We start from the raw sequence: 18,888 nt of genomic DNA on the forward strand, positions 1-18,888 counted from the left end.
AGCTCACCACCCTGCCGTGAAGCACAGTGTATGCAGGAATGCTCACACGGTCAGATCGTCCCGCAAGATTGCTGTCGGCTTCCCGTCGATACTGAACGAGTTCTTCTGCTGCCAGTAGTCGTGCAGTTCCTCCGGGCTCTTCCTCAAGGCCCAGTGGTTGAGCTCCTGGCGCTCTCCCTGATAGGCATAGTGAGGCACCGCCATTCCACACGAGGTCTGCACCAGTTGAACGTCCAGCACGAATACCTGCCGGGCTCCGGGCAGGGGACCGAAGAGCGCATAAAGCTCGTTCCACTCCCGGTCATGGCCGTGGACCACCCGCGCCTGTCCGTACAGCCGCAGAATCATCGGAGGTCCCTCGAAAGCGCAGAACATCAAGGTCATCCTGGGGTACTCCAGGATATGCGCGGCGGACTCGTTCCCGCTGCCGGTCACGTTGAGCCAGGCGACCTGCTTCGGCCCAAGAACCCGCAAGGAATCCATGCCCTTCGGCGAGACGTTCACCGTGCCCGTCTCGCCGGCCGTGCCCACAAAGAAAATCTTCTGTTGCTCGATGAACGCTTTCAGGACAGGTGTGATGGCGTCGAGCTGCTTTCCCATACCTCATCTTACTGACGGCAGCTCTCTCAGTCGTCGCTCTCCTCAAGCGGAAAATGCGTCCATGCAGTGAAGTTCAGCACCCATTGCACGACCGCGTCGAGTTCGGCGTGAAAGCGGTGTGTGGGTAAGGCATGACGACCCCACCCCAAACACCCTCTGCTCCAGCCGTCAAGCACGCTCATCCGAGGACGAGTTGCTGATACCGGCCGATTTTACCCGACTGCAACGAAAGCCCAGCTGGTATCAGAGCGGATTTTCTCCCGCGAGCAGGGCGCTGGCGGTCGCTTCGTCCACGATCAGCTCGCTCAGTAGCCTGCCGCGCAGCGCGGCGCGCAGTCCCTCGACCTTGCCAAGACCCGACACCACGCACAGGGCGTGTTTGGCAGTCTGGAAGAGCGTCAGGTCGGGGCCGCTGGCGCGCGCGTTGAGGGGAATGTCGCGGAAGCTGCCGTCCCGGCGAAAGAAGACCGTGGCGATGTCACCCACCACGCCCTCGCGCTCCAGTTCCTGCAGGTCCTCGTGCTCGAGCTGCCCCCCCACGTAGACGTGACTCGGGACGCGCGCCAGCGGTGAGCCGACGCTGTACACCAGCAGCCGGGCGCGGGCGTGCAAGTCGAGCAGGCGCCGCACGGACCGCTCCCGCCACATGGCGCGTTTGGTTTCGGCGTAATCGAAAAAGGTCGGCACGGGAAAGAGGTGGGCGCGCGCACCGTAGTTCTGCGCGAAGCGGGCGTAGGTCTCGCCCGCCTGCAGGTTGGTGATGTGGCGCGCCGTGCCCGCGCCGTTGAGCTGCACGAAGTCGAGGTCCGGGCAGGTTCTGGGCGTCAGGTGGTGTGAGACGGCTTCGAGCGTCGTGCCCCACGCCAGGCCGACCACCATCTCGGGCTGCAGCAGCGTGTTGAGGTGGTTGGCGGTAAAGACCGCCACCCGCTCCAGCCATTCCTGCTCGCTGGAGTTGGTCGGGACGCTGACGACCTTGACGCTGCGCACGCCGTAGCGCTGCGCGATGTCGCGCTCCAGCACCTGCGGCTGCGCCGCCGGATCGTGAATGCGAATCTCGACCAGCCCGGTGCGTTTGGCCAGGGTCAGCAGCCGCGAGACTTTGGGGCGCGACAGCCCGAGTTCCCGCGCGATGGTCTCGGTGGTGAGGTTCTGGTAATAGTACAGCCGGCTCACCTGCACGGCCAGCGCGGTCTGATCGTCGGTTGGGGTCATGAGGATGAGGCAACTCCAGGGAAAGTCTTCGGGGCTTGCATCATCAGTGTGCCATACTACTGAACAGATGTTCAAACTGATTGACTCGTTGTTCACAAGCGGGTACAGTTGAAACCGACCACGCGTTCAGAAGGGCTTTTACGCGCCTCAGGAGGAGCGACCTTGAGCAGCAACACTGGCCGTGCAGGAAGTGCATGATGAAGTACATTCTCGCCCTCGACCAGGGCACCACCAGCAGCCGCGCGATTGTCTTCGATCAGGACGGCAGCATCGTCAGCGCGGCCCAGAAGGAGTTCCGCCAGATCTTTCCGCAAAGCGGCCTGGTCGAACACGACGCCCAGGAAATCTGGAGCAACCAGCTTGGCGTCGCCCAGGAAGCCATCACCCGCGCGGGGCTGCGGGCCACGGACATCGCGGCCATCGGCATCACCAACCAGCGGGAGACCGTGGTGATCTGGGAGCGCAAAAGCGGCAGACCGATTCACAACGCCATCGTCTGGCAGGACCGCCGCACCGCCCTCCTGTGCGACCAACTGCGCGCTCAGGGTCTCGAGGCGCTCTTCGTGCAGAAGACCGGCCTCCTGATCGACGCCTACTTCAGCGGCACCAAAGCCCGCTGGCTGCTCGATCACGTCCCCGGCGCGCGCGAGCAGGCCGAGCGGGGTGAACTGGCCCTCGGCACCATCGACTCGTGGCTGGTGTACAACCTCACGGGCGGCGAGTGCCATATCACCGATGCCAGCAACGCCTCACGCACGCTGCTCTTCAATATCCATACCGGCGAGTGGGACGACGAGCTCTTGCGCATTCTCGAGATTCCGCGCTCGCTGCTGCCCGAGGTGCGCCCCAGCAGCGAGGTGTACGGCGAAACCTCGCCGGGTCTGCTGGGCGCGCGCATTCCCATCGCGGGCATGGCGGGCGACCAGCAGGCCGCCACCTTCGGGCAGGCCTGTGTCGAGAAGGGCATGGCCAAGAACACCTACGGCACCGGCTGCTTCATGCTGCTCAATACTGGAGGCCAGGCGGTGCCCTCGCAGCACAAGCTGCTCACCACGGTGGCCTGGACCATCAGGGGGCGCACCGACTACGCCCTGGAGGGCAGCATCTTCGTGGCCGGAGCCGTCATGCAGTGGCTGCGTGACGGCCTGGGGATCATCCGGGACAGCGCCGAGGTCGAGGCACTCGCGGCCAGCGTGCCCGACAACGGCGGCGTGTACCTGGTGCCCGCCTTTGTGGGACTCGGCGCGCCGCACTGGGACAGCTACGCGCGCGGCAGCATCCACGGTCTCTCGCGAGGCAGCACCCGCGCCCACATCGCCCGCGCCGCCCTGGAAAGCGTCGCCTACCAGACCGCCGACGTGCTGCAGGCCATGCAGCAGGACGCCGCCACGCCCGTGCGCGAACTGCGCGTGGACGGGGGCGCCAGCAGAAACGACCTGCTGATGCAGTTTCAGGCCGACGTGCTCGGCGTGCCCGTCGTGCGGCCCCAGGTGACCGAGACGACCGCGCTGGGCGCCGCGTACCTTGCGGGCCTCGCGGTCGGGTACTGGGAAAGCGAACAGCAGATCGCCCGGCAATGGCGCGAGGAACGCCGCTTCGAACCCCGCATGGGGGAAGACGAGCGTGAAGCGCTGCTCTCGCAGTGGCGGCGCGCCGTGCAGCGCTCCACGGCCTGGGAGCGCCCCGACGACCAGGGAGCCACCACACAGTAATTGTCGTCAAGGAGCAGCCCATGTCAACGATCAATCCGCGCTCGACTTTCCTCGAGCAACTCCGCACAACCCCTATTTGGGACATCGTCATCATCGGCGGCGGCGCCTCGGGCCTGGGCGCGGCCGTGGAGGCCGCTTCGCGCGGGTACAAGACCTTGCTGCTCGAAGCGCACGATTTCGCCAAGGGCACCTCCAGCCGCTCGACCAAGCTGGTGCACGGCGGCGTGCGCTACCTCGCGCAGGGCAACATCGGCCTGGTGCGCGAAGCGCTGCGCGAACGTGGCCTGATGCGCAAGAACGCTCCGCACCTCGTGCACGACATGAGCTTCGTGGTGCCCGCCTACGACTGGTGGGCCGGGCCGTTCTACGGGGTGGGTCTCAAGATGTACGACCTGCTGGCCGGCAAGCTCAACCTGGGCGGCAGCAAGTACCTCGGCAAGGAAGAAACCCTGCGCCACACGCCCACCCTGCAAGGTGAGGGGCTGCGCGGCGGCATTCTCTACCATGACGGCCAGTTCGACGACGCCCGCCTCGCCGTGACCCTGATGCGCACGGTGCTCGACCACGGCGGCGTCACCCTCAACTACCTGCCGGTCACCGGCCTGCTCAAAGAGGAGGGCAAAGTCTGCGGCGCCACCGCCCGCGACAGCGAGAGCGGCCAGGAATTCACGGTCCGGGCCCGGGCCGTGGTGAACGCCACGGGGGTGTTCGTCGACCAGATCAGGCGCATGGACGAGCCCGGCGCCAGGGACATGCTCTCGCCCAGCCAGGGCGTGCACGTGGTGGTGGACAAACGCTTTTTGCCAGGAGACAGCGCCATCATGATTCCGCGCACCGAGGACGGCCGGGTGCTCTTCGCGGTGCCCTGGCACGACCACGTGGTGATCGGCACGACCGACACGGCCGTGCCGCATGCCAGCCTGGAACCGCGCGCCCTGCCCGAGGAGATCGAGTTCATCCTGCGCACCGCCGGGCAGTATATGAATCCCGCCCCCACCAGGGCAGACGTGAAAAGCGTCTACGTGGGGCTGCGCCCGCTGGTGAAGGCCGAGACCAGCGACGGCGTGGGGTCTACGGCGCAGCTGTCGCGCGACCACGTGCTGCGCGTGGCGCCCTCGGGGCTGATCACCCTCACGGGCGGCAAGTGGACCACCTACCGTCACATGGGCGAGGACGCCATCGACCGGGCCGCCGAGGTGGGCGCACTGCCCACGCGGCTCTCGCTCACCCAGGGTCTAAGGCTGCACGGCTGGACCGAAACCCCCGAAGCGGCCCCGCTGGACGTGTACGGCACGGACGCCGCGCACCTGCGGCAACTGGCGGGCGCCGAGACCGCGCTGCACCCCGAATTGCCCTACCTGGAGGCCGAAGTGCGCTGGGCGGCACGCTGTGAACTGGCGCGCACCGTCGAGGACGTGCTCTCACGGCGCACGCGGGCACTTTTGCTCAATGCCCGCGCGAGCGAACAGGCGGCACTGCGGGTGGCCCAGCTCCTCGCCGAGGAGCTGGGCCACGACGCCCACTGGATCGCCACGCAAGTCGCACAGTTTCGTGAACTCGCGCGCGGGTACCAGCTGGACGCTGTGGCCGAGCCCGACCTGAGCGCTTCCTCCTGAGCGGGAAGGACGCTCGCCCCTCCGGCCGGAGGGGCGAGCGTCCTTTTGACTCATCCGGAGACGCGTCATGATAGAAGGGTGCCCGCCTCGCGACTTGCGCTTCAGCTGATTGCGGTCCTGCTTTTCCTGCTGCAGGTGCCGCACGGTCATGCGCGGCTACTTGCGGTGGGGTCGCCTGTCGCATCGGCGCAGGCGGGAAACCCGGCGGCCGCGTGCCACCACGGACAGGCCAGCGAGGCCGAGCATGCCCATGGGCCATCCCAGCATAGTTATGATCCTCATGACTGTGCCTGCTGCGCGCCCCCGCCCGTGGGCTTGCCCGGCGAGACCCACCTGGCCGTACCGGGCCTGGGGCTTGCGCATTCCCCGCCCGTGCCCGCTCCACACGAGCGGAAAGTGGCCCTGTCTTCCCGGGCGCGCGGCCCGCCCCTGTCCCTGTTGACCGCCTGAAGCGCCCTGCCGAGCAGGGTTGTGCCCTCACGCCTTCAACAAGGAGTTTTTCATGCTGCATAGAATCCTGGCGGTCACGGCCGCCACCTTCGCTTCGCTGGCCTTCACGTCGCTGGCCCTTGCGCACGCCACCGTCAAAACCGACACCGGCGTCAGCGAAAGCAAGGCCGGTGCCTACGAAACCTATCGCCTGCAGGTCCCCGTCGAAAAGGAGATCGCCACCACCGAGGTGCGCCTGATCGTTCCGCCCGGCTTGCGCGTCGGCACCTTTCAGCCGGTGCCCGGCTGGACCCGCACGGTCGTCAGGGACGCGCAGGGCCACATCACCGAGGTCACCTGGCGGGGCCGGCTCAACCCGATGGAGTTTCAGCGCTTTCTGATCAGCGCCCGCAACCCGGCGGACGCCGCGACCCTCTCGTGGGTGGTGCACCAGAAATACGCCGATGGCAGCGTCGTGCGCTGGGATGACAGCAGCGAGCAGACACCGGCCAGCAAGACGGTCGTGAGATAGGAAGGGCGTGAGTAAACACCGCGTGACGGGCCGCAAGCCTGAACCACGAGTGCAGGAAACGGCGCCGGAACGGGCCCGCCGTTTCTCCGGCGTCGCGCCCGCCGGAGTGCAGGTGGCCATCGCGGCCCTGGGCGCGCTGAACACCGAGCTGGCGCTGCGGGTGCTGTACGATCCGTCCGCACACGTGTTCGGTCAGCGGCAGGCCGAGGTTTATGGCTGGTTCTCGCTGCTGGCCCTGCTGCTGGTGCTGGCGTCCCACTGGCTTCGGCTGGTGGCCTACCGCCGCGCCCTGGGCCTGGCGGCCTTCGTGTACGCCCTCGTCCACGTGTGGTATTCGCACCGGCATATCCTGGGAGGTGACTGGGAAAACGTCCTGTTCTTCAGCCCCTCTGACCAGGCCGGGTTGTGGGTCGGCGTCCTCGCCCTGCTGGGCCTGCTTCCGCTGGTCATCACCAGCAGCGACCGCGCTCGGCGGCGCCTCGGGGGGCGCTGGAAGACTTTGCACAGGCTGGGCCCGCCCATGACCGTGCTGGCCACCTGGCACACCGTATGGATCGGGGTGCATTTCGGCCTCGTTCCCCTGGCGTGGACCTCGGTGGTGCTGCTGGCGCTCACCTTCGTCCTGTTCCTGTTTCGCTTGCGGAAAGTCAGAAGATCACCATGAAACATCTGCTCCTGTTCACCCTGCTGCTTGGTGCGTCCGCGCTCGCCCACGAAATCGTGCGGGATGGCAACGTCGGCGCACTGCTGCACATCGAGCCCGACGACGATCCTGTGGTGGGCAAGGTCAGCGCAACCTGGTTCGAAACCAGAGCGCGCGGTGGGCGCCCCATCACCCTCACCAACTGCAACTGCACCGTCAGCGTGTATGCGGGCTCGGTGCAGCCGCACAAGAAGCCCGTGCTGACGCCGAAACTCAAAAGCGAGAAAAACCGTCTCGGCGTGGACCTCGTCTTTCCAGCCGAGGGCGCGTACACGCTGGTGCTGAGCGGCATGCCGAAGAACGGCGCGACCTTCAACGCCTTCCGGCTGGAGTGGGTCGTGCGCGCGGGGGGAACTGGCGGTCACGACCACTGAAGTCAGGCAGGGTGAGGGCGGGCCAAGGTGTAGCTGGCCCGCCCTCATTCGTTCGCTTCGTGTGCGGTCTCTCAGTGAGAATGCGAGCCCGGCGCGAGAGGGGGCAGGGGCACGGCGCCACGGGCACTCAGCATGTTCTTCATGCTGCCGATCTCGCTGCCCTGGGCGCCGCGCATCTGGCGCGCGAGGGCGGCGGCGTGCGGCGCCAGGCCCTGGCCGAGGGCCCCGTCGATCATGGAGAGCGCGCCCTCGTGGTGGCGGATCATCAGCTGCAGAAACAGCACTTCCGCCTGTTCGAGCGGTAACGCCGAGAGCGCGGCGACGTTCTCCGGCGAGGCCATGCCCATCGCCGCCGCTTCCTGCTGCTTCATGCCCTGCCCGCCCCAGGATTCTCCCCACAGCGTCAGCCAGGCCCGCATCTGCCCGACCTGCTCAATCTGCGAGGTGAGGATGTCGTAGGTGACTGCCTTGAGGGACGGGTCATTCGTGCGGTCATACAGGCGCGTGGCCATGTCCACCGCCTGCAGGTGATGCTGGATCATGTGGCGCGTGAAGTTCACGTTCGCAGAGTGCCGCGCCGCGCGGCCTTGCACGATCAGCGCGGCGCCGAGCACGAGAGCCAGCAAAACGAGGCCGAGCAGCAGCCGGTAAGGGCCGGAAATACCGACCCGAAGCGCGCGGCGGAAAGAGGACCGGGCAGTCATGCCTTCAGCCTATCCTCTTGCCGTGAAGGCGACCAGGAAGGGCTGCGGCGCCCCGCCCTGCACCGAACCTCGCCCCGCGTGAAGGGAGTCGCCACCATGACCCTGGCGACTGCGCGTATGATCGCTCTCATGTACATCGGCGTAGACCTCGGCACGACCAGCACCAAGGTCGCCGCGTTCGGGGCCTCGGGAGAGCTGCTCGCGCTCGCCTCGCACGGCTACCCGCTAGAGGTGCCCGAACCGGGAGCCGCCGAACAGGACCCCGGGATGATCGTCCAGGCCACCTTGAAAGGGCTGGGCGAGGTCGTCGCCAAAGTCGGCGCGCAGCGTGTTCGGGCGCTGTGTTTCGGGGCGGCCATGCACAGTATCGTTCCCCTTGACGCCAGTGGCGTGCCCCTGACGCGCGCCCTTACCTGGGCAGACGGACGCGCCAGCCGCTGGGCCGAGCGCATCCGGCGTATCGAGGGCGGCGCGCGCGTGGCCGCGCGCACCGGCACACCGCCCTACGCGATGTCCCCCCTGGCCAAGCTGCGCTGGCTGCGCGAGGAGTACCCCGAGGTAACGGCGCAGGCCGCCCGTTTCATCTCGATCAAGGAATATGTGCTGCACGCCCTGTTCGGAATCTGGGCCGTGGATCATTCCACTGCCTCTGCCTCGGGCCTGTTCGGGCTGCTCGCGCGCGACTGGGACGACGAAGCCCTGAACCTCGCGCGCGTGAAGCGCGAACAGCTCTCGCCCCTGGTGCCGACCACCTGGCGCCTGCCGCCGCTGCGCCCTGAAATCGCGCGCGAGCTGGGGCTTGACCCGCAGACGCCCGCCATCATCGGCGCGAACGACGGGGCACTTTCAAACCTGGGCTCGGGCGCCGTGACGCCGGGCATCGCGGCCATCTCGCTGGGCACCAGTGGGGCGATGCGCGTCACGGTGGACTCGCCCTACGTCGAGCCGGGCGGGCGCACCTTCTGTTACGCCCTGACCGAAGACCGCTGGGTGGTAGGTGGCCCGACCAACAACGGCGCGATCGTGCTGCGCTGGCTGCGTGACAACTTCGCGCCCACCGACGCCGCGTACGCCCGGGCCAAGGGCGAGGACCCTTACCAGGCGCTGCTGAGCCTGGCGGCCCGCGCGCCCGCCGGCTCGGACGGGCTGCTGTTCCTGCCTTACCTGCTGGGTGAGCGCGCACCGCTGTGGAGTTCCGGTGCGCGCGGCGCGTACATCGGGGTAAGCATCGAGCACCGCCGCGAGCACTTTCTGCGCGCGGCGCTCGAAGGTGTGGCCCTGAATCTGGCCCTGGTCTCGGGGCTGCTTGCGGGTCGTGTGCCGACACCGCGCGAGCTGCGCGCCTCGGGCGGCTTTGCCCGCTCGCCCCTGTGGCGCCAGATCCTTTGCGACGTGCTCGACCGTCCGCTCGGCATTCCCCAGACGGTCGAGACAGCTGCCCTGGGCGCCACGCTGCTCGCGCGCGTGGCGCTGGGAGAGTTGCCCGGCCTGGAGGCGGCCGGGGCACTGGTCAGCGTGCAAGACCAGCACTCGCCCGACCCCGCAGCCAGTGCCGTGTACGCTGACCTGCTACCCATTTTCGCGCGCCTGGCCGAAGGGTTGCTCGACGATTCCCGCGCGTTGGTGGCCTTGCAGCGCCAGGAAGAGGACTGATACCGTTTCCGCGCTATTCCGTGCACTTCACAAACAGCGCTTCGTGTACTCCACGCCGCCGTAACCGTATCTATTTCCTGTCTGCTCCGCTGCATGATTCCTCCACGGTACGGAATCATCCGGAATCCGGATGAAAGGGGAGGCCGGGCGATGCCGCTTCGCCCACCTCACCCGTAGAATTCCGTCATGGCCGTTTTCGTCGAAGGCACCACCGCCGTGTTCACCCCTCCTCCCGGCGCCAGGCACCTGGTGGGAGATTTCACCGACTGGCAAAATGGCCAGCCCATCCCCGCCGCCCCGGAAATCCGCGTGGCGCTGCCCCGCGATTCCTGGACCGAATACGCCTGGATCGGCGAGAACGGCAAGCCCTTTGCGGATCCCGACAACGACACCAGGAGCCTCAATCCCTGGTGGCCCTATCCACGCGCGGTGGAGGTGGGCACCTACGCCCGCCACCCCCTGTGGACCGCGCCTGCCGCGCAGGCGGGCGGCAAGGTGGACCGGCTCGCGTGGGAAGGCGGTGTGTTTCCCGGCACGCGCCGCGCCAGCGTGTACATGCCGCCCGGCTACGACCCGGGCCAGCTGTACCCGGTGTTCTACATTCAGGATGGCGTGGCGTTTCTGCGCACCGGCAAGCTGGGGGAACTGCTCGACAAAGCCATTGAAGCGGGCCTCGCGCGCCCGGCGGTGCTGGTCTTTCTGGAGCCGGGGGACCGCTCGCGCGAATACTACCTCAACGACGCCTACCTCGAATTTCTGACGCAGGAAGTCTTTCCTCGGATCGAGGACGCCTACAGCGTGTCGCGCGAAGCCGAGGGACGCGGTTTGTGGGGCGCGTCCCTCGGCGGCCTGATCAGCCTGTACCTCGGCAGCCACCACCCGGAACTGTTCAGTACGGTCGTGGCGCACTCGGGGGCCTTTATCGCCCGCCCCGACGCCTACATGGAAACCCGCGTGGGGCAGGAATGGCTGCTCCGCACCCTGCGTGAGCGCGGCGCTCCGCACCTGCGCGTCAGCCTGGACAGCGGCGTGCTGGAGTGGTTGCTGGCGCCCAACCGCCGCATGGCCGCGCTGCTGGCCGACCTGAACATTCCTCACCAGTACCGTGAGTACCAGAGCGGGCACAACTGGGTCACGTGGCGCGCCGCCCTGCCCGAGGCGCTGCTGTTCGCCCTGGGTACATGAGGAAAAGCCTGAGGCGGGGATTGACGCGGGGTCCACAACCCTTCAGAGTCGAAGCATCATGCGCCGCGTTGTGATCGGTCTTGCGCTTCTGCTGCTGGGAGCGCCCGCTGTGAAAGGAGCTGCCCTGCCTTCCTTGTTGTCATCCCAGTTCATGCCCGCCAATCTGAGCGTGCAGCGCGCCCCCGAGTTTGCCCAGTCGAAGCTCACCGGCCTGCAGGTCGGCGCGGACGGCAGCGTGCGGCTTGCCGCGCCCACGCGCGTGGGCGATGGCTATTCCGGCGTGCTGGAGTCGCTTCCCATTCATGCGAGGGCCTTCACCGAACTGCTTCCCTCGTGGAACGCGCTCACACCGGAGGGCACCTGGCTGGAACTGGAGGTGCGCGCGGAAATCGCGGGCCGCTGGACCCGGTACTACTCGTTCGGGCGCTGGTCGAGCGCCGCCGAGGAACGCGCCAGCCTGAACGGCCAGGGGGACGCCGACGGCAACGTGCTGACCGACCTGCTGCGTCTGAAGCGCGCCGCTGCACGCTATCAGTACCGGCTGCGCCTTTTCTCCCGTGACGCGCGCCTGACGCCCGAAGTGCGGATGGTGAGCTTCACGGCCGGTGTGACTCCGGCGCCGACCACTGCAGCTCCTGCCCGTTTGGCCTGGGGCAAGGTCCTTCAGGTTCCTGCCCGCTCGCAGATGGTCTTTGCGCAGGGAGAAGGCTGGTGTTCGCCCACCTCGGTCAGCATGGTGCTGGCCTACTGGGGCACTCAGGTCAGCGTGCCCGAAGCGGCAGCTGGCACCTTCGACTCCGTGTACGGGGGCACCGGTAACTGGGCCTTCAACGCCGCGTACGCCGCCAGCCTGGGCATGACCGCCTACGTCACGCGCTTTGAGAGCCTCAACGACATCGAGCGCCACATCGCGGCGGGCGTGCCAGTGGTGCTGAGCCTGGGCTGGAAAAAAGGAGAGCTGCCTGGCGCCCCCCTGCCGCAGTCGGGCGGGCACCTGATCGTGGCGGTGGGCTTCGACGCGCGCGGCAACATCGTGGTGAACGACCCGGCCGGCAAGACCGACGCCCAGGTGCGCCGCACGTACGACCGCGCGATTCTCGAGCGTTTGTGGAAGGGTCACTCGGGCGGCACGGCCTACGTGATTTTCCCGCAGCAGCGCGCGGGCGCCGAGGGCGCGCCCCTGGCGTCCAGTCGTTAACCATTGCCGGAAATAAAAGGCCCGCCGAAAGACGGGCTCCTTTTTGCGGCAAGGGAAGCTCAGAACCAGGGTTTCTTGCCGACCTCGTACGTCTTGGCAAACTCGGCGTCGCTCTTGGTGAGGTAGATGATGCCCTCGATCAGGCCGATGATGCCCATGGCCCAGGTCGCGAAGATGGGCAGGATCAGGAAGCTCAGGAAGACGCCGGCGAGACTGACCGCCAGCATGATGATCGCCGGTTGGGTCATGCCCAGGTAGAACTTGTGAATTCCAAGCGAGCCCAACAGAATTCCCAGTATCCCGGCGACGATTTTCTTGCTGCTCTGCTCTGACGTGGTCATACCCTGCCTCCTTGATTTGTAACCTTCATCTCGAATCTTACCATGGTGAAGGCATTCTGAAGGCGTAGTTGCGCATGGAGGCAACCACTGGGAGCGCCCCCGGTGAAGACCATGGCCATTCCGGTGTTGACAGGTGCTCGAGCGCAGTGTTTTTAAGAGAATAGTCAGTTTCCGGATGCTCGACGGAGCTCACATTGCATATTTTCATTTCTGACGAAGCCAGTCATCTTATTTGATGGCTTTTTGAGGGAAAAGGTCTAAAGTATCTCCCCATTTGTTTAGCCCGGTTTTCTGTACAAAAAAATGAGGCTTTTTAATAATACTGGCATCAGATTAGAACATTACTCTCCGGTCATTCGGACAAACGCCCAACAAAGGAGAATTGACATGAACAAGAAACTGACCCTCGCCCTGACCCTGGCCCTCCTCACCCTGGGAGCGGCCCACGCCACCGAACCCCGCTCCTCGATGGGCGCGCAGGGCAGCCTTCAGGCAAGCGCCGCGCTGAGCGGCAGCGTCCAGAGTGCCGCCCTGCTCGACGCGCAGGGACGTGTGGTCGGCACCTTTGACAAGTCGGGCCGCCTGATGGCGGGCAGCATGAGCAGTGCCGCCACCCAGGTGCGTGTGGTCCTGCAGGGAGGCACCACCCAGACCTTCGAACTCGCAGGCACGCTGCAGGCGAACGCTGCCAGCAACCTGAACGTGCTGATCGTCAAGAGCGGCGAGACCCGCGCCACCCTCGCGAGCGCGCTGCAGAGCAGCCTGAAGGCGAGCACGCAGACGCAGCAGGAAACGAGCACCAACGCCAAGAGTGGTGTCAGCCTGGCTGCCGGGCTTTTGGTCGGCAAAAGCGTGACCCTCACCGACAGCGCCGGAAACGCGGTGGGCCAGTTCGACGCCTCGGGAACCCTGAGTGCGACGGGTGACCTCAGCGCCGCCAAGAGCGTCACCATCACTCTCGAGAACGGTGAACAGCGCAGCTTCGCCCTGGCAGGCACAGTCACGGCGGGCGCCAGCAAGATGCTCAAGGTCGAGAGCGTGAACGTCAGGGACCAGACCCGCACGGTAGCGCTCGTGGCGGTCCTGGCGACCGTCGAGAAGAATGTCGGCGTGGGCGGCGGGGCCGATACGGAAGCGGAAAGCGGCGCACAGCCCGGCAAGTCGGTCTCGGTAGGTGGCAGCGCCGAGGGCAAGACCAACGCCGGAACTTCGGCGGGTTCGACCTCTTCCGGCAGCAAGGAGAACAAGGGGAACTCGGGGATCAGCATCGGCATCGGTGTGGGTGTCGGCATCGGCATCGGTGGCAAATAAAACTGAGTGAGGTGAAGTGACCAAAAGCGGGGCCCGAAGTCCGGCTCCGCTTTTGCTTTCCCCTTCTGCTGCAGAATTTGCTCAAGGCCCCTTTAACCGGCTGATGCTGGCGGGCTTCGCAAAACTCCAACGATGAGGTGTGCACCCGCCAGGTGCGCATCATCGGGAGGTCGCATGCCGAAAGGATTGCCATCCGTGGTCGCCGGTCCGGCCCTGTCGCAGGACCGGGCGTTCAGCAGCCCAGCCTCACCCGCCCCGGTCTCACGGCGTTCTGCCGGGCGGACAAAACCGGGCGCCCTGCTGGCCCTGGCTGCCCTGGGTCTTTCGCTCCTCACCGGGTGCTTTGCGCTGCGTCCCTCGAACGGGGGCGGCCAGACTGCCTCGCTGCCCGGGCGAACGGTGCGTGCCGCCGACGTCGCGCTGCCGCGTGGCTACCGGCTGGAAGTGGTGGCCACCGGCTTCACCTTTCCGACGGCGGTCGCGTTTGACGAGGCGGGGCGTGCGTACGTGCTGGAAGCCGGGTATTCCTACGGCGAGGTTTTCACCATCCCACGGCTGCTGCGCCTCGAGCAGGACGGCTCGCGCCATGAAGTGGCGCGCGGAGAGCACGCTCCCTGGAACGGCCTGGATTACGCGGGCGGCGCCTTTTATATCGCCCAGGGCGGCGAGGTTGGCGGTGGCCGCATCATCAAGGTCACACCGGACGGGCAGATCACGCCGCTGGTGCAGAACCTGCCCAGCCTCGGCGATCACCACACCAACCGCCCCGTTGTCGGACGTGACGGATACGTGTACTTCGGGCAGGGCACTGCCACCAACAGCGGCGTGGTCGGTGAGGACAATGCCGACTTCGGCTGGCTGAAGCGCCATCCGCAGTTTCACGACGTTCCCTGCCAGGACATTACCCTCGCGGGCCGCAACTATCAGAGCGGCAATCCCCTCGCTCCCGAGCGCGGCCCGGTGGTCACCGGAGCCTTTCTGCCGTTCGGAACACCCAGTGCGCCCGGCCAGGTGGTGCCCGGCGCGCTGCCCTGCAGTGGCGCGATTCTGCGGGTGCCCATAGCAGGAGGGCCGCTCGAACTGGTCGCCTGGGGCCTGCGCAACCCCTTCGGCCTGGCGTGGTCGCCGGACGGCGCGCTGTACGTCGCCGAAAACAGCTACGACGTGCGCGGCAGCCGCCCGGTCTTCGGCGCCGGCGATCCGCTGTGGCGCGTCACGCCGGGCACCTGGTACGGTTGGCCCGACTACCACGCCGGACGTCCTCTCACCGACGCCGACCACTTTACCGCGCCCGGCCGTCCGCCGCCGGGGCAGCTGCTCGCGCGCCATCCCAACGCGCCTCCCCGGCCCGCCGCGCTGTTGGGCGTGCACTCGTCCTCCAATGGCCTGGACTTTTCGCGCAGCGCCCGCTTCGGCTATGTCAACGAGGCCTTCGTTGCGCAGTTCGGTGATCTGGCGCCGGGGGTCGGCAAGGTGTCCGGCCCGGTCGGCTACAAAATCGTGCGGGTGAACGTGGAAAGCGGACGGGTCGAGGACTTTGCCGTGAACCGGGGTGACACGAACGGTCCGGCCTCCAAGATCGGGGGCGGGGGGTTCGAGCGGCCCCTCGACGCCCGTTTCAATCCCGCCGGTGACGCGCTGTACATCGTGGACTTCGGAATTATGACCACCACCGAAAAAGGCCCGGTTCCCCGTCCGGGTACGGGCGTGCTGTGGCGTGTCGTCCGCGAGGGCGAGTCATGAAGGGCGCCGGGAGAATGATCCAGGCCGGGGCGCTGCTGCTGGCCATGGCGAGCCTCACGGGCTGCCTGCCGCAGCGCCGGGGCGAGCCGCTGGTCGGTCCGCTGCAGACCCTCAGCGCGCAGGAAGAACGCGGTCAGACGGTCTACATGGTCCACTGCCAGCAGTGCCATCCTGGTGGAGAAAGCGGGCTTGGCCCCTCGCTGAACGACAAGCCCCTGCCCGGTTTTGCCATCCGCCTGCAGGTGCGCGCCGGTCTGGGCGCCATGCCCGCCTTCGATCCGCAGGAGATCAGCGACTCCGACCTCGACGCACTGGTGGCGTATATCGTACGGCTCCGGCTGCACGGCGTCGATGTGCGCCGTCGATAGCATGCTGATGTGGTGTTGACGGGCCGGCCATACCCTACGGCTTGCAGGGTATGGCCGGCCCATGTCGTCTGTTGTCAGTCCCTCGCGCGAATGTCGTCGAGGGTGTCCTCGATGAGGAGCTTTCCGTTGCGAAACACGGTTCTGAGGGCGCTTCCCGGATACTCCCGGACAAACTCCTGGTACTGGCGCGTGCGGTAACGGCCCTCTTCCTGCACGAGGTCGAGCACGCCGTCCTTGCTGCGCTTGCCGGGGTCGGTCACGGGGTCCTTGTAGACCGGGCGGTACTCGCCGTTCACCTCGGCCGCGCTGGCCTTGTAGGCGAACTTCTGGGTGTCGCGGTTGACCTGCTGCAGCAGCGCGCCGCCCATGCCAAAGGCGACGTTGCTGGCGCTGAAGCCGTCGCCCATCACTGCGGCCAGGATTTCGCGCAGGGTTTCTTCGGTGATGCCGTCGCCCTGAATCACGCGCACATGGTTGAGGACCCGGTAGCCTTTGCTGTTCACGGTCGTGCCGAATTTGTTCGCCAGGGCGCGCACCGTCATGCGGACCATCGCGGGAGGGTCGCCGCTGTCCGGACGCACCACCAGCGTGGCGCCACTCGCAATGATCTCGTCACGCAACTCGCTGCCCCAGAACTCGTTGATGGCGTGCTTGAGGTCGTAGCTGTCACTTACGACGGCGTAGGTGGCGCCCGGCTGGCCGAAGGTGCGGACCATGTTGCGGTAGGCGTCCACCTCATGGGCCTTGCCCCAGCTGGTCACCGTGCTGTGCTCGGCGGCGGGAATGCTGAAGCCCGCCATCTCGGCGCCGTAGTAGTTGCGTCCCAGGCGCAGTGCTTCTACCGTGTCGCTGCCCATGAAGTTGGTCAGGTGCGCCAGCCCTCCCAGGCCCGCGCTTTCACGGCTGCTCACCCCGCGCGAGCCGAAGTCGTGCAGCTTGAAGGCCAGCTCTCCTTGCGGATCGTCGGCACTTTCTTCGAGGGCCTCGCGGATGATTTCACGCAGGTAGTGGCTCTGGGTGGCGACCGTGATGGGATACCACACCCGCATCAGCATGGTCTCGAACCAGCCGACCAGCCAGGGCACCCGGGGATCGGTGTTGGTGACGGTCATCAGGGCGTTGTGGTTGGGTACCACGCTGCCCTCCGCCACCGCGCGGATTTCCAGCGGAAGCCGACCCTGCAGGTCGCGGGCGATGTACATCCAGTCTTCGAAGGGAAAGGGCTCGCCGTGCGCGGTAAAGACGTCACGGGCTTCCTCGACCATGGCTGGGGTGATGCGCGTGGCGAGGTAGCGCTTGAGGATGTACTGCAGACCGAAGAATTTCGTGGCGGGGTATTTGCCGCCGCGTGACTCCAGATAGGAAAAGAGCCGGGTGGTTCCGCTGGGGTACTGCAGAAAGTGGCTGGCCTTGTAGCTGTCGGTGTCGAGAATAAGGTTGTCGTCGCTGAGCAGGGCAGGGCGTTGGGCTCTCTGGGTGGCGGTCATGAAACACCTGCTTTCTCTCCGGGCAGGAGGCGAGGGACGAGTTCACCGAGGGGCTACTTCATCAGAAAGTGTTCGATGATGGCGTGATGGTCCTCGAAAAAGGCCTCGTTCTGGGCCAGGGCCTCCCCCAGGGGCATCCACAGGGCCTCACCCGCCCCGGGTTGTGAACGCAGCACGGGAAGCGAGCCGAGGCCGAGGTCGAAGTGGTAGGCGTGGGTGATGGTGCGTCCGCGCAGGCTGCGCTCCGGGTAGTCGAACACCACGCTGCCCCGCAGAAAGCGTTCCAGGTCGTGGTTCTCTCCCAGGCCGCTTTCTTCACGCAGCACGCGCAGGCACGAGGCCAGCAGGCTCTGGCGGGCGTCGAGAAAACCGCCGGGCATGGCGAGCCGGCCCTTGCCGGGCTGCCCGGCCCGGCGGATCAGCAGCACGTGGCCGCTCTTGATGACCACCGCGTCGGTCGTGACGAACACCGGCGCGAACGGGGCACCCTGCCACTGGGCGCGGTAGGCGCGCAGATAATCGAACTCGGCTTTCAGCTCTTCGAAGTGATTCGTGCGCGAGAACGCCTCCAGGTAGGCCGCGACAGTATCAGGCACATATTTTTCGGCGTTTTCCAGCTGCCCCTGAAAGTACAGTGTGCGGATGTCGGTGGCGTTCAGGGGAGACTCGATTCGGGTCGGCAGGTATTCCCAGGCCGGGAAAGAACGCAGGTAGTAGCTGGAGTCGTCCTTGATGTGCCCGACCAGGGCCACGTCGCTGCTGCCTTTGGTGTGCTCGGCCACCCCACGCTGCACTTCCGAAAGCCAGAGCGCCTCGTTGTAGAAGTAGTCGCGCACGAAGGTGAAGAGAATGCGGGCACGCGGAACACCGGCCTGCACCAGCATCTCGGTGATCAGGTGTTGACGCTCTTCGGCCGTGAAGGGATTTTTTGGTGTGCGGCCACTGCGGGCCGAACCGATGACCACGATCAGCTTGTGAACCCGCTCCAGTGCTTCGAGCATCACCGCCAGGTGGGCATTGTGTGGTGGTTCAAAACGGCCGATATAGACGCCAAAGGCTACCTTGGTTCTGCGCACGCTCTTCTCCTCAACTCATAATCAAAAATCGGATCGTGTGAATGATGAGATAGCGAAAGACAGTCTGGAAGTGGGAAATCAGCAGCCAGGTGCGTTGGCAGCCATCCGATGGCGGGGATGGACTTGTGAAGGGGTGATCCAGTACGCGGATCAGGATGACCGAACCCCGGGAAGTCACCCGGAACGAAAACGCGCACCGTGCAGGAGATTGCGCTGCCTTTCGGCAGGACAGACCGTACAGGGCAGCCGTCGCCCAGTCGTCCAAGTGCAAGGGGAGGTGCTGTCAAATATGCGGCGCTCTTCCTGCTGACGTCGGTCATGATGGGATGGACTCTCGGAGGAACGGCATGGAGTACGCACGCAAGCCCAAGTCAAGCATCCCGGCCCGGCAGTTCAGCCTGGAGCCGCGGACAGCGGTGCGGCCCGTCCTTTCCAGCGCACCCGTTCATTCAGCCCTTCAGCGCAAAACGCCGCTGCAACGGGCCATCACCGGCTTCACGGCGACGCCCGTCCCGGCGCAGCGTCACGCCGTCGAGCCCGTCCTGCGGGCCCTGGATCTGCGCGCGCAGGAAGCGCGGCGCCTTGAGGAACAACGGCAGATCCTTCGGAAACAGGTGAGCGAATTCGGGCATGTTCCTCAG

The 18,888-nt window shown here is 66.3% G+C and carries 18 protein-coding genes; 11 read left to right on the forward strand and 7 right to left on the reverse strand.

All coding sequences use genetic code 11. The features are described 5' to 3' along the window. Positions 1-42: 42 nt before the first annotated feature. Positions 43-600: a pyridoxamine 5'-phosphate oxidase family protein gene (locus tag DEIPE_RS12335; RefSeq protein ID WP_015236293.1), complete on the reverse strand. Its 558-nt coding sequence runs from the start codon at positions 598-600 to the stop codon at positions 43-45. A 243-nt stretch (positions 601-843) separates the two neighbouring features. Continuing rightward, complete coding sequence (locus DEIPE_RS12340; RefSeq protein WP_015236294.1) at positions 844-1,815, reverse strand: sugar-binding transcriptional regulator; 972 nt, start codon at positions 1,813-1,815, stop codon at positions 844-846. 194 nt (positions 1,816-2,009) lie between these two features. Here DEIPE_RS12340 and glpK point away from each other — a divergent pair, with 194 nt between their 5' ends. The 5 genes from glpK (at position 2,010) to DEIPE_RS12365 (ending at position 7,181) form a co-directional block, all read left to right on the forward strand. Beyond that, positions 2,010-3,527 (forward strand): glycerol kinase GlpK, encoded by a 1,518-nt coding sequence (gene glpK / locus DEIPE_RS12345; RefSeq protein WP_015236295.1) that lies wholly within the window; start codon positions 2,010-2,012, stop codon positions 3,525-3,527. A gap of 20 nt (positions 3,528-3,547) precedes the next feature. Continuing rightward, positions 3,548-5,143 carry a glycerol-3-phosphate dehydrogenase/oxidase gene (locus DEIPE_RS12350; RefSeq protein ID WP_015236296.1) on the forward strand — a complete coding sequence of 532 codons (1,596 nt, stop codon included), beginning with the start codon at positions 3,548-3,550 and terminating at the stop codon, positions 5,141-5,143. A gap of 502 nt (positions 5,144-5,645) precedes the next feature. Next, positions 5,646-6,104, forward strand: coding sequence for a DUF1775 domain-containing protein (locus tag DEIPE_RS12355; protein WP_015236297.1), 459 nt, complete (start codon positions 5,646-5,648; stop codon positions 6,102-6,104). Positions 6,105-6,111: 7 nt separating this feature from the next. Next, positions 6,112-6,768, forward strand: a complete 657-nt coding sequence (locus DEIPE_RS12360; RefSeq protein ID WP_015236298.1) for a ferric reductase-like transmembrane domain-containing protein — start codon at positions 6,112-6,114, stop codon at positions 6,766-6,768. Next, positions 6,765-7,181, forward strand: coding sequence for a hypothetical protein (locus DEIPE_RS12365; protein ID WP_015236299.1), 417 nt, complete (start codon positions 6,765-6,767; stop codon positions 7,179-7,181). Before DEIPE_RS12360 ends, DEIPE_RS12365 begins: the two co-directional genes overlap by 4 nt. Positions 7,182-7,252: 71 nt before the next feature. Here DEIPE_RS12365 and DEIPE_RS12370 read toward each other — a convergent pair whose 3' ends face one another. Then, positions 7,253-7,885, reverse strand: coding sequence for a DUF305 domain-containing protein (locus DEIPE_RS12370; RefSeq protein WP_015236300.1), 633 nt, complete (start codon positions 7,883-7,885; stop codon positions 7,253-7,255). A 96-nt stretch (positions 7,886-7,981) separates the two neighbouring features. Between DEIPE_RS12370 and DEIPE_RS12375 the strand changes: the two genes are divergently transcribed. From DEIPE_RS12375 to DEIPE_RS12385, 3 genes are all read left to right on the forward strand, one after another. Continuing rightward, complete coding sequence (locus tag DEIPE_RS12375; protein ID WP_015236301.1) at positions 7,982-9,538, forward strand: gluconokinase; 1,557 nt, start codon at positions 7,982-7,984, stop codon at positions 9,536-9,538. Positions 9,539-9,724: 186 nt separating this feature from the next. Next, positions 9,725-10,723, forward strand: a complete 999-nt coding sequence (locus tag DEIPE_RS12380; RefSeq protein ID WP_015236302.1) for an alpha/beta hydrolase — start codon at positions 9,725-9,727, stop codon at positions 10,721-10,723. Positions 10,724-10,781: 58 nt separating this feature from the next. Beyond that, the gene (locus DEIPE_RS12385) at positions 10,782-11,921 is read left to right on the forward strand and encodes a peptidase C39 family protein (protein WP_015236303.1); all 1,140 of its coding nucleotides are present in this window, start codon (positions 10,782-10,784) and stop codon (positions 11,919-11,921) included. Between the two features lie 59 nt (positions 11,922-11,980). Here the strand turns inward: DEIPE_RS12385 and DEIPE_RS12390 are convergent, their stop codons facing one another. Then, positions 11,981-12,262, reverse strand: a complete 282-nt coding sequence (locus DEIPE_RS12390; RefSeq protein WP_015236304.1) for a TM2 domain-containing protein — start codon at positions 12,260-12,262, stop codon at positions 11,981-11,983. A 387-nt stretch (positions 12,263-12,649) separates the two neighbouring features. On the opposite strand from DEIPE_RS12390, the gene DEIPE_RS12395 reads away from it, so the two are divergent. The 3 genes from DEIPE_RS12395 (at position 12,650) to DEIPE_RS12405 (ending at position 15,684) form a co-directional block, all read left to right on the forward strand. After that, complete coding sequence (locus DEIPE_RS12395) at positions 12,650-13,573, forward strand: hypothetical protein (RefSeq protein ID WP_015236305.1); 924 nt, start codon at positions 12,650-12,652, stop codon at positions 13,571-13,573. Between the two features lie 174 nt (positions 13,574-13,747). Continuing rightward, a complete protein-coding gene (locus DEIPE_RS12400; protein WP_015236306.1) occupies positions 13,748-15,316 on the forward strand; it encodes a PQQ-dependent sugar dehydrogenase in 1,569 nt (522 codons plus the stop codon). A gap of 14 nt (positions 15,317-15,330) precedes the next feature. Then, positions 15,331-15,684 (forward strand): c-type cytochrome, encoded by a 354-nt coding sequence (locus DEIPE_RS12405; protein WP_157448856.1) that lies wholly within the window; start codon positions 15,331-15,333, stop codon positions 15,682-15,684. Between the two features lie 74 nt (positions 15,685-15,758). Here the strand turns inward: DEIPE_RS12405 and DEIPE_RS12410 are convergent, their stop codons facing one another. The 3 genes from DEIPE_RS12410 to DEIPE_RS25005 form a co-directional block, all read right to left on the reverse strand. After that, positions 15,759-17,171, reverse strand: coding sequence for a nicotinate phosphoribosyltransferase (locus tag DEIPE_RS12410; RefSeq protein WP_015236308.1), 1,413 nt, complete (start codon positions 17,169-17,171; stop codon positions 15,759-15,761). A gap of 53 nt (positions 17,172-17,224) precedes the next feature. After that, the gene (locus DEIPE_RS12415; protein ID WP_015236309.1) at positions 17,225-18,247 is read right to left on the reverse strand and encodes a bifunctional nicotinamide-nucleotide adenylyltransferase/Nudix hydroxylase; all 1,023 of its coding nucleotides are present in this window, start codon (positions 18,245-18,247) and stop codon (positions 17,225-17,227) included. 449 nt (positions 18,248-18,696) lie between these two features. Continuing rightward, entirely contained in the window at positions 18,697-18,879 is a 183-nt protein-coding gene (locus DEIPE_RS25005) for a hypothetical protein (protein WP_245557533.1), read from the reverse strand. Positions 18,880-18,888: the final 9 nt, after the last annotated feature.

This window comes from Deinococcus peraridilitoris DSM 19664, from assembly GCF_000317835.1.
GTDB classification, from domain to species: Bacteria; Deinococcota; Deinococci; order Deinococcales; family Deinococcaceae; genus Deinococcus_A; species Deinococcus_A peraridilitoris.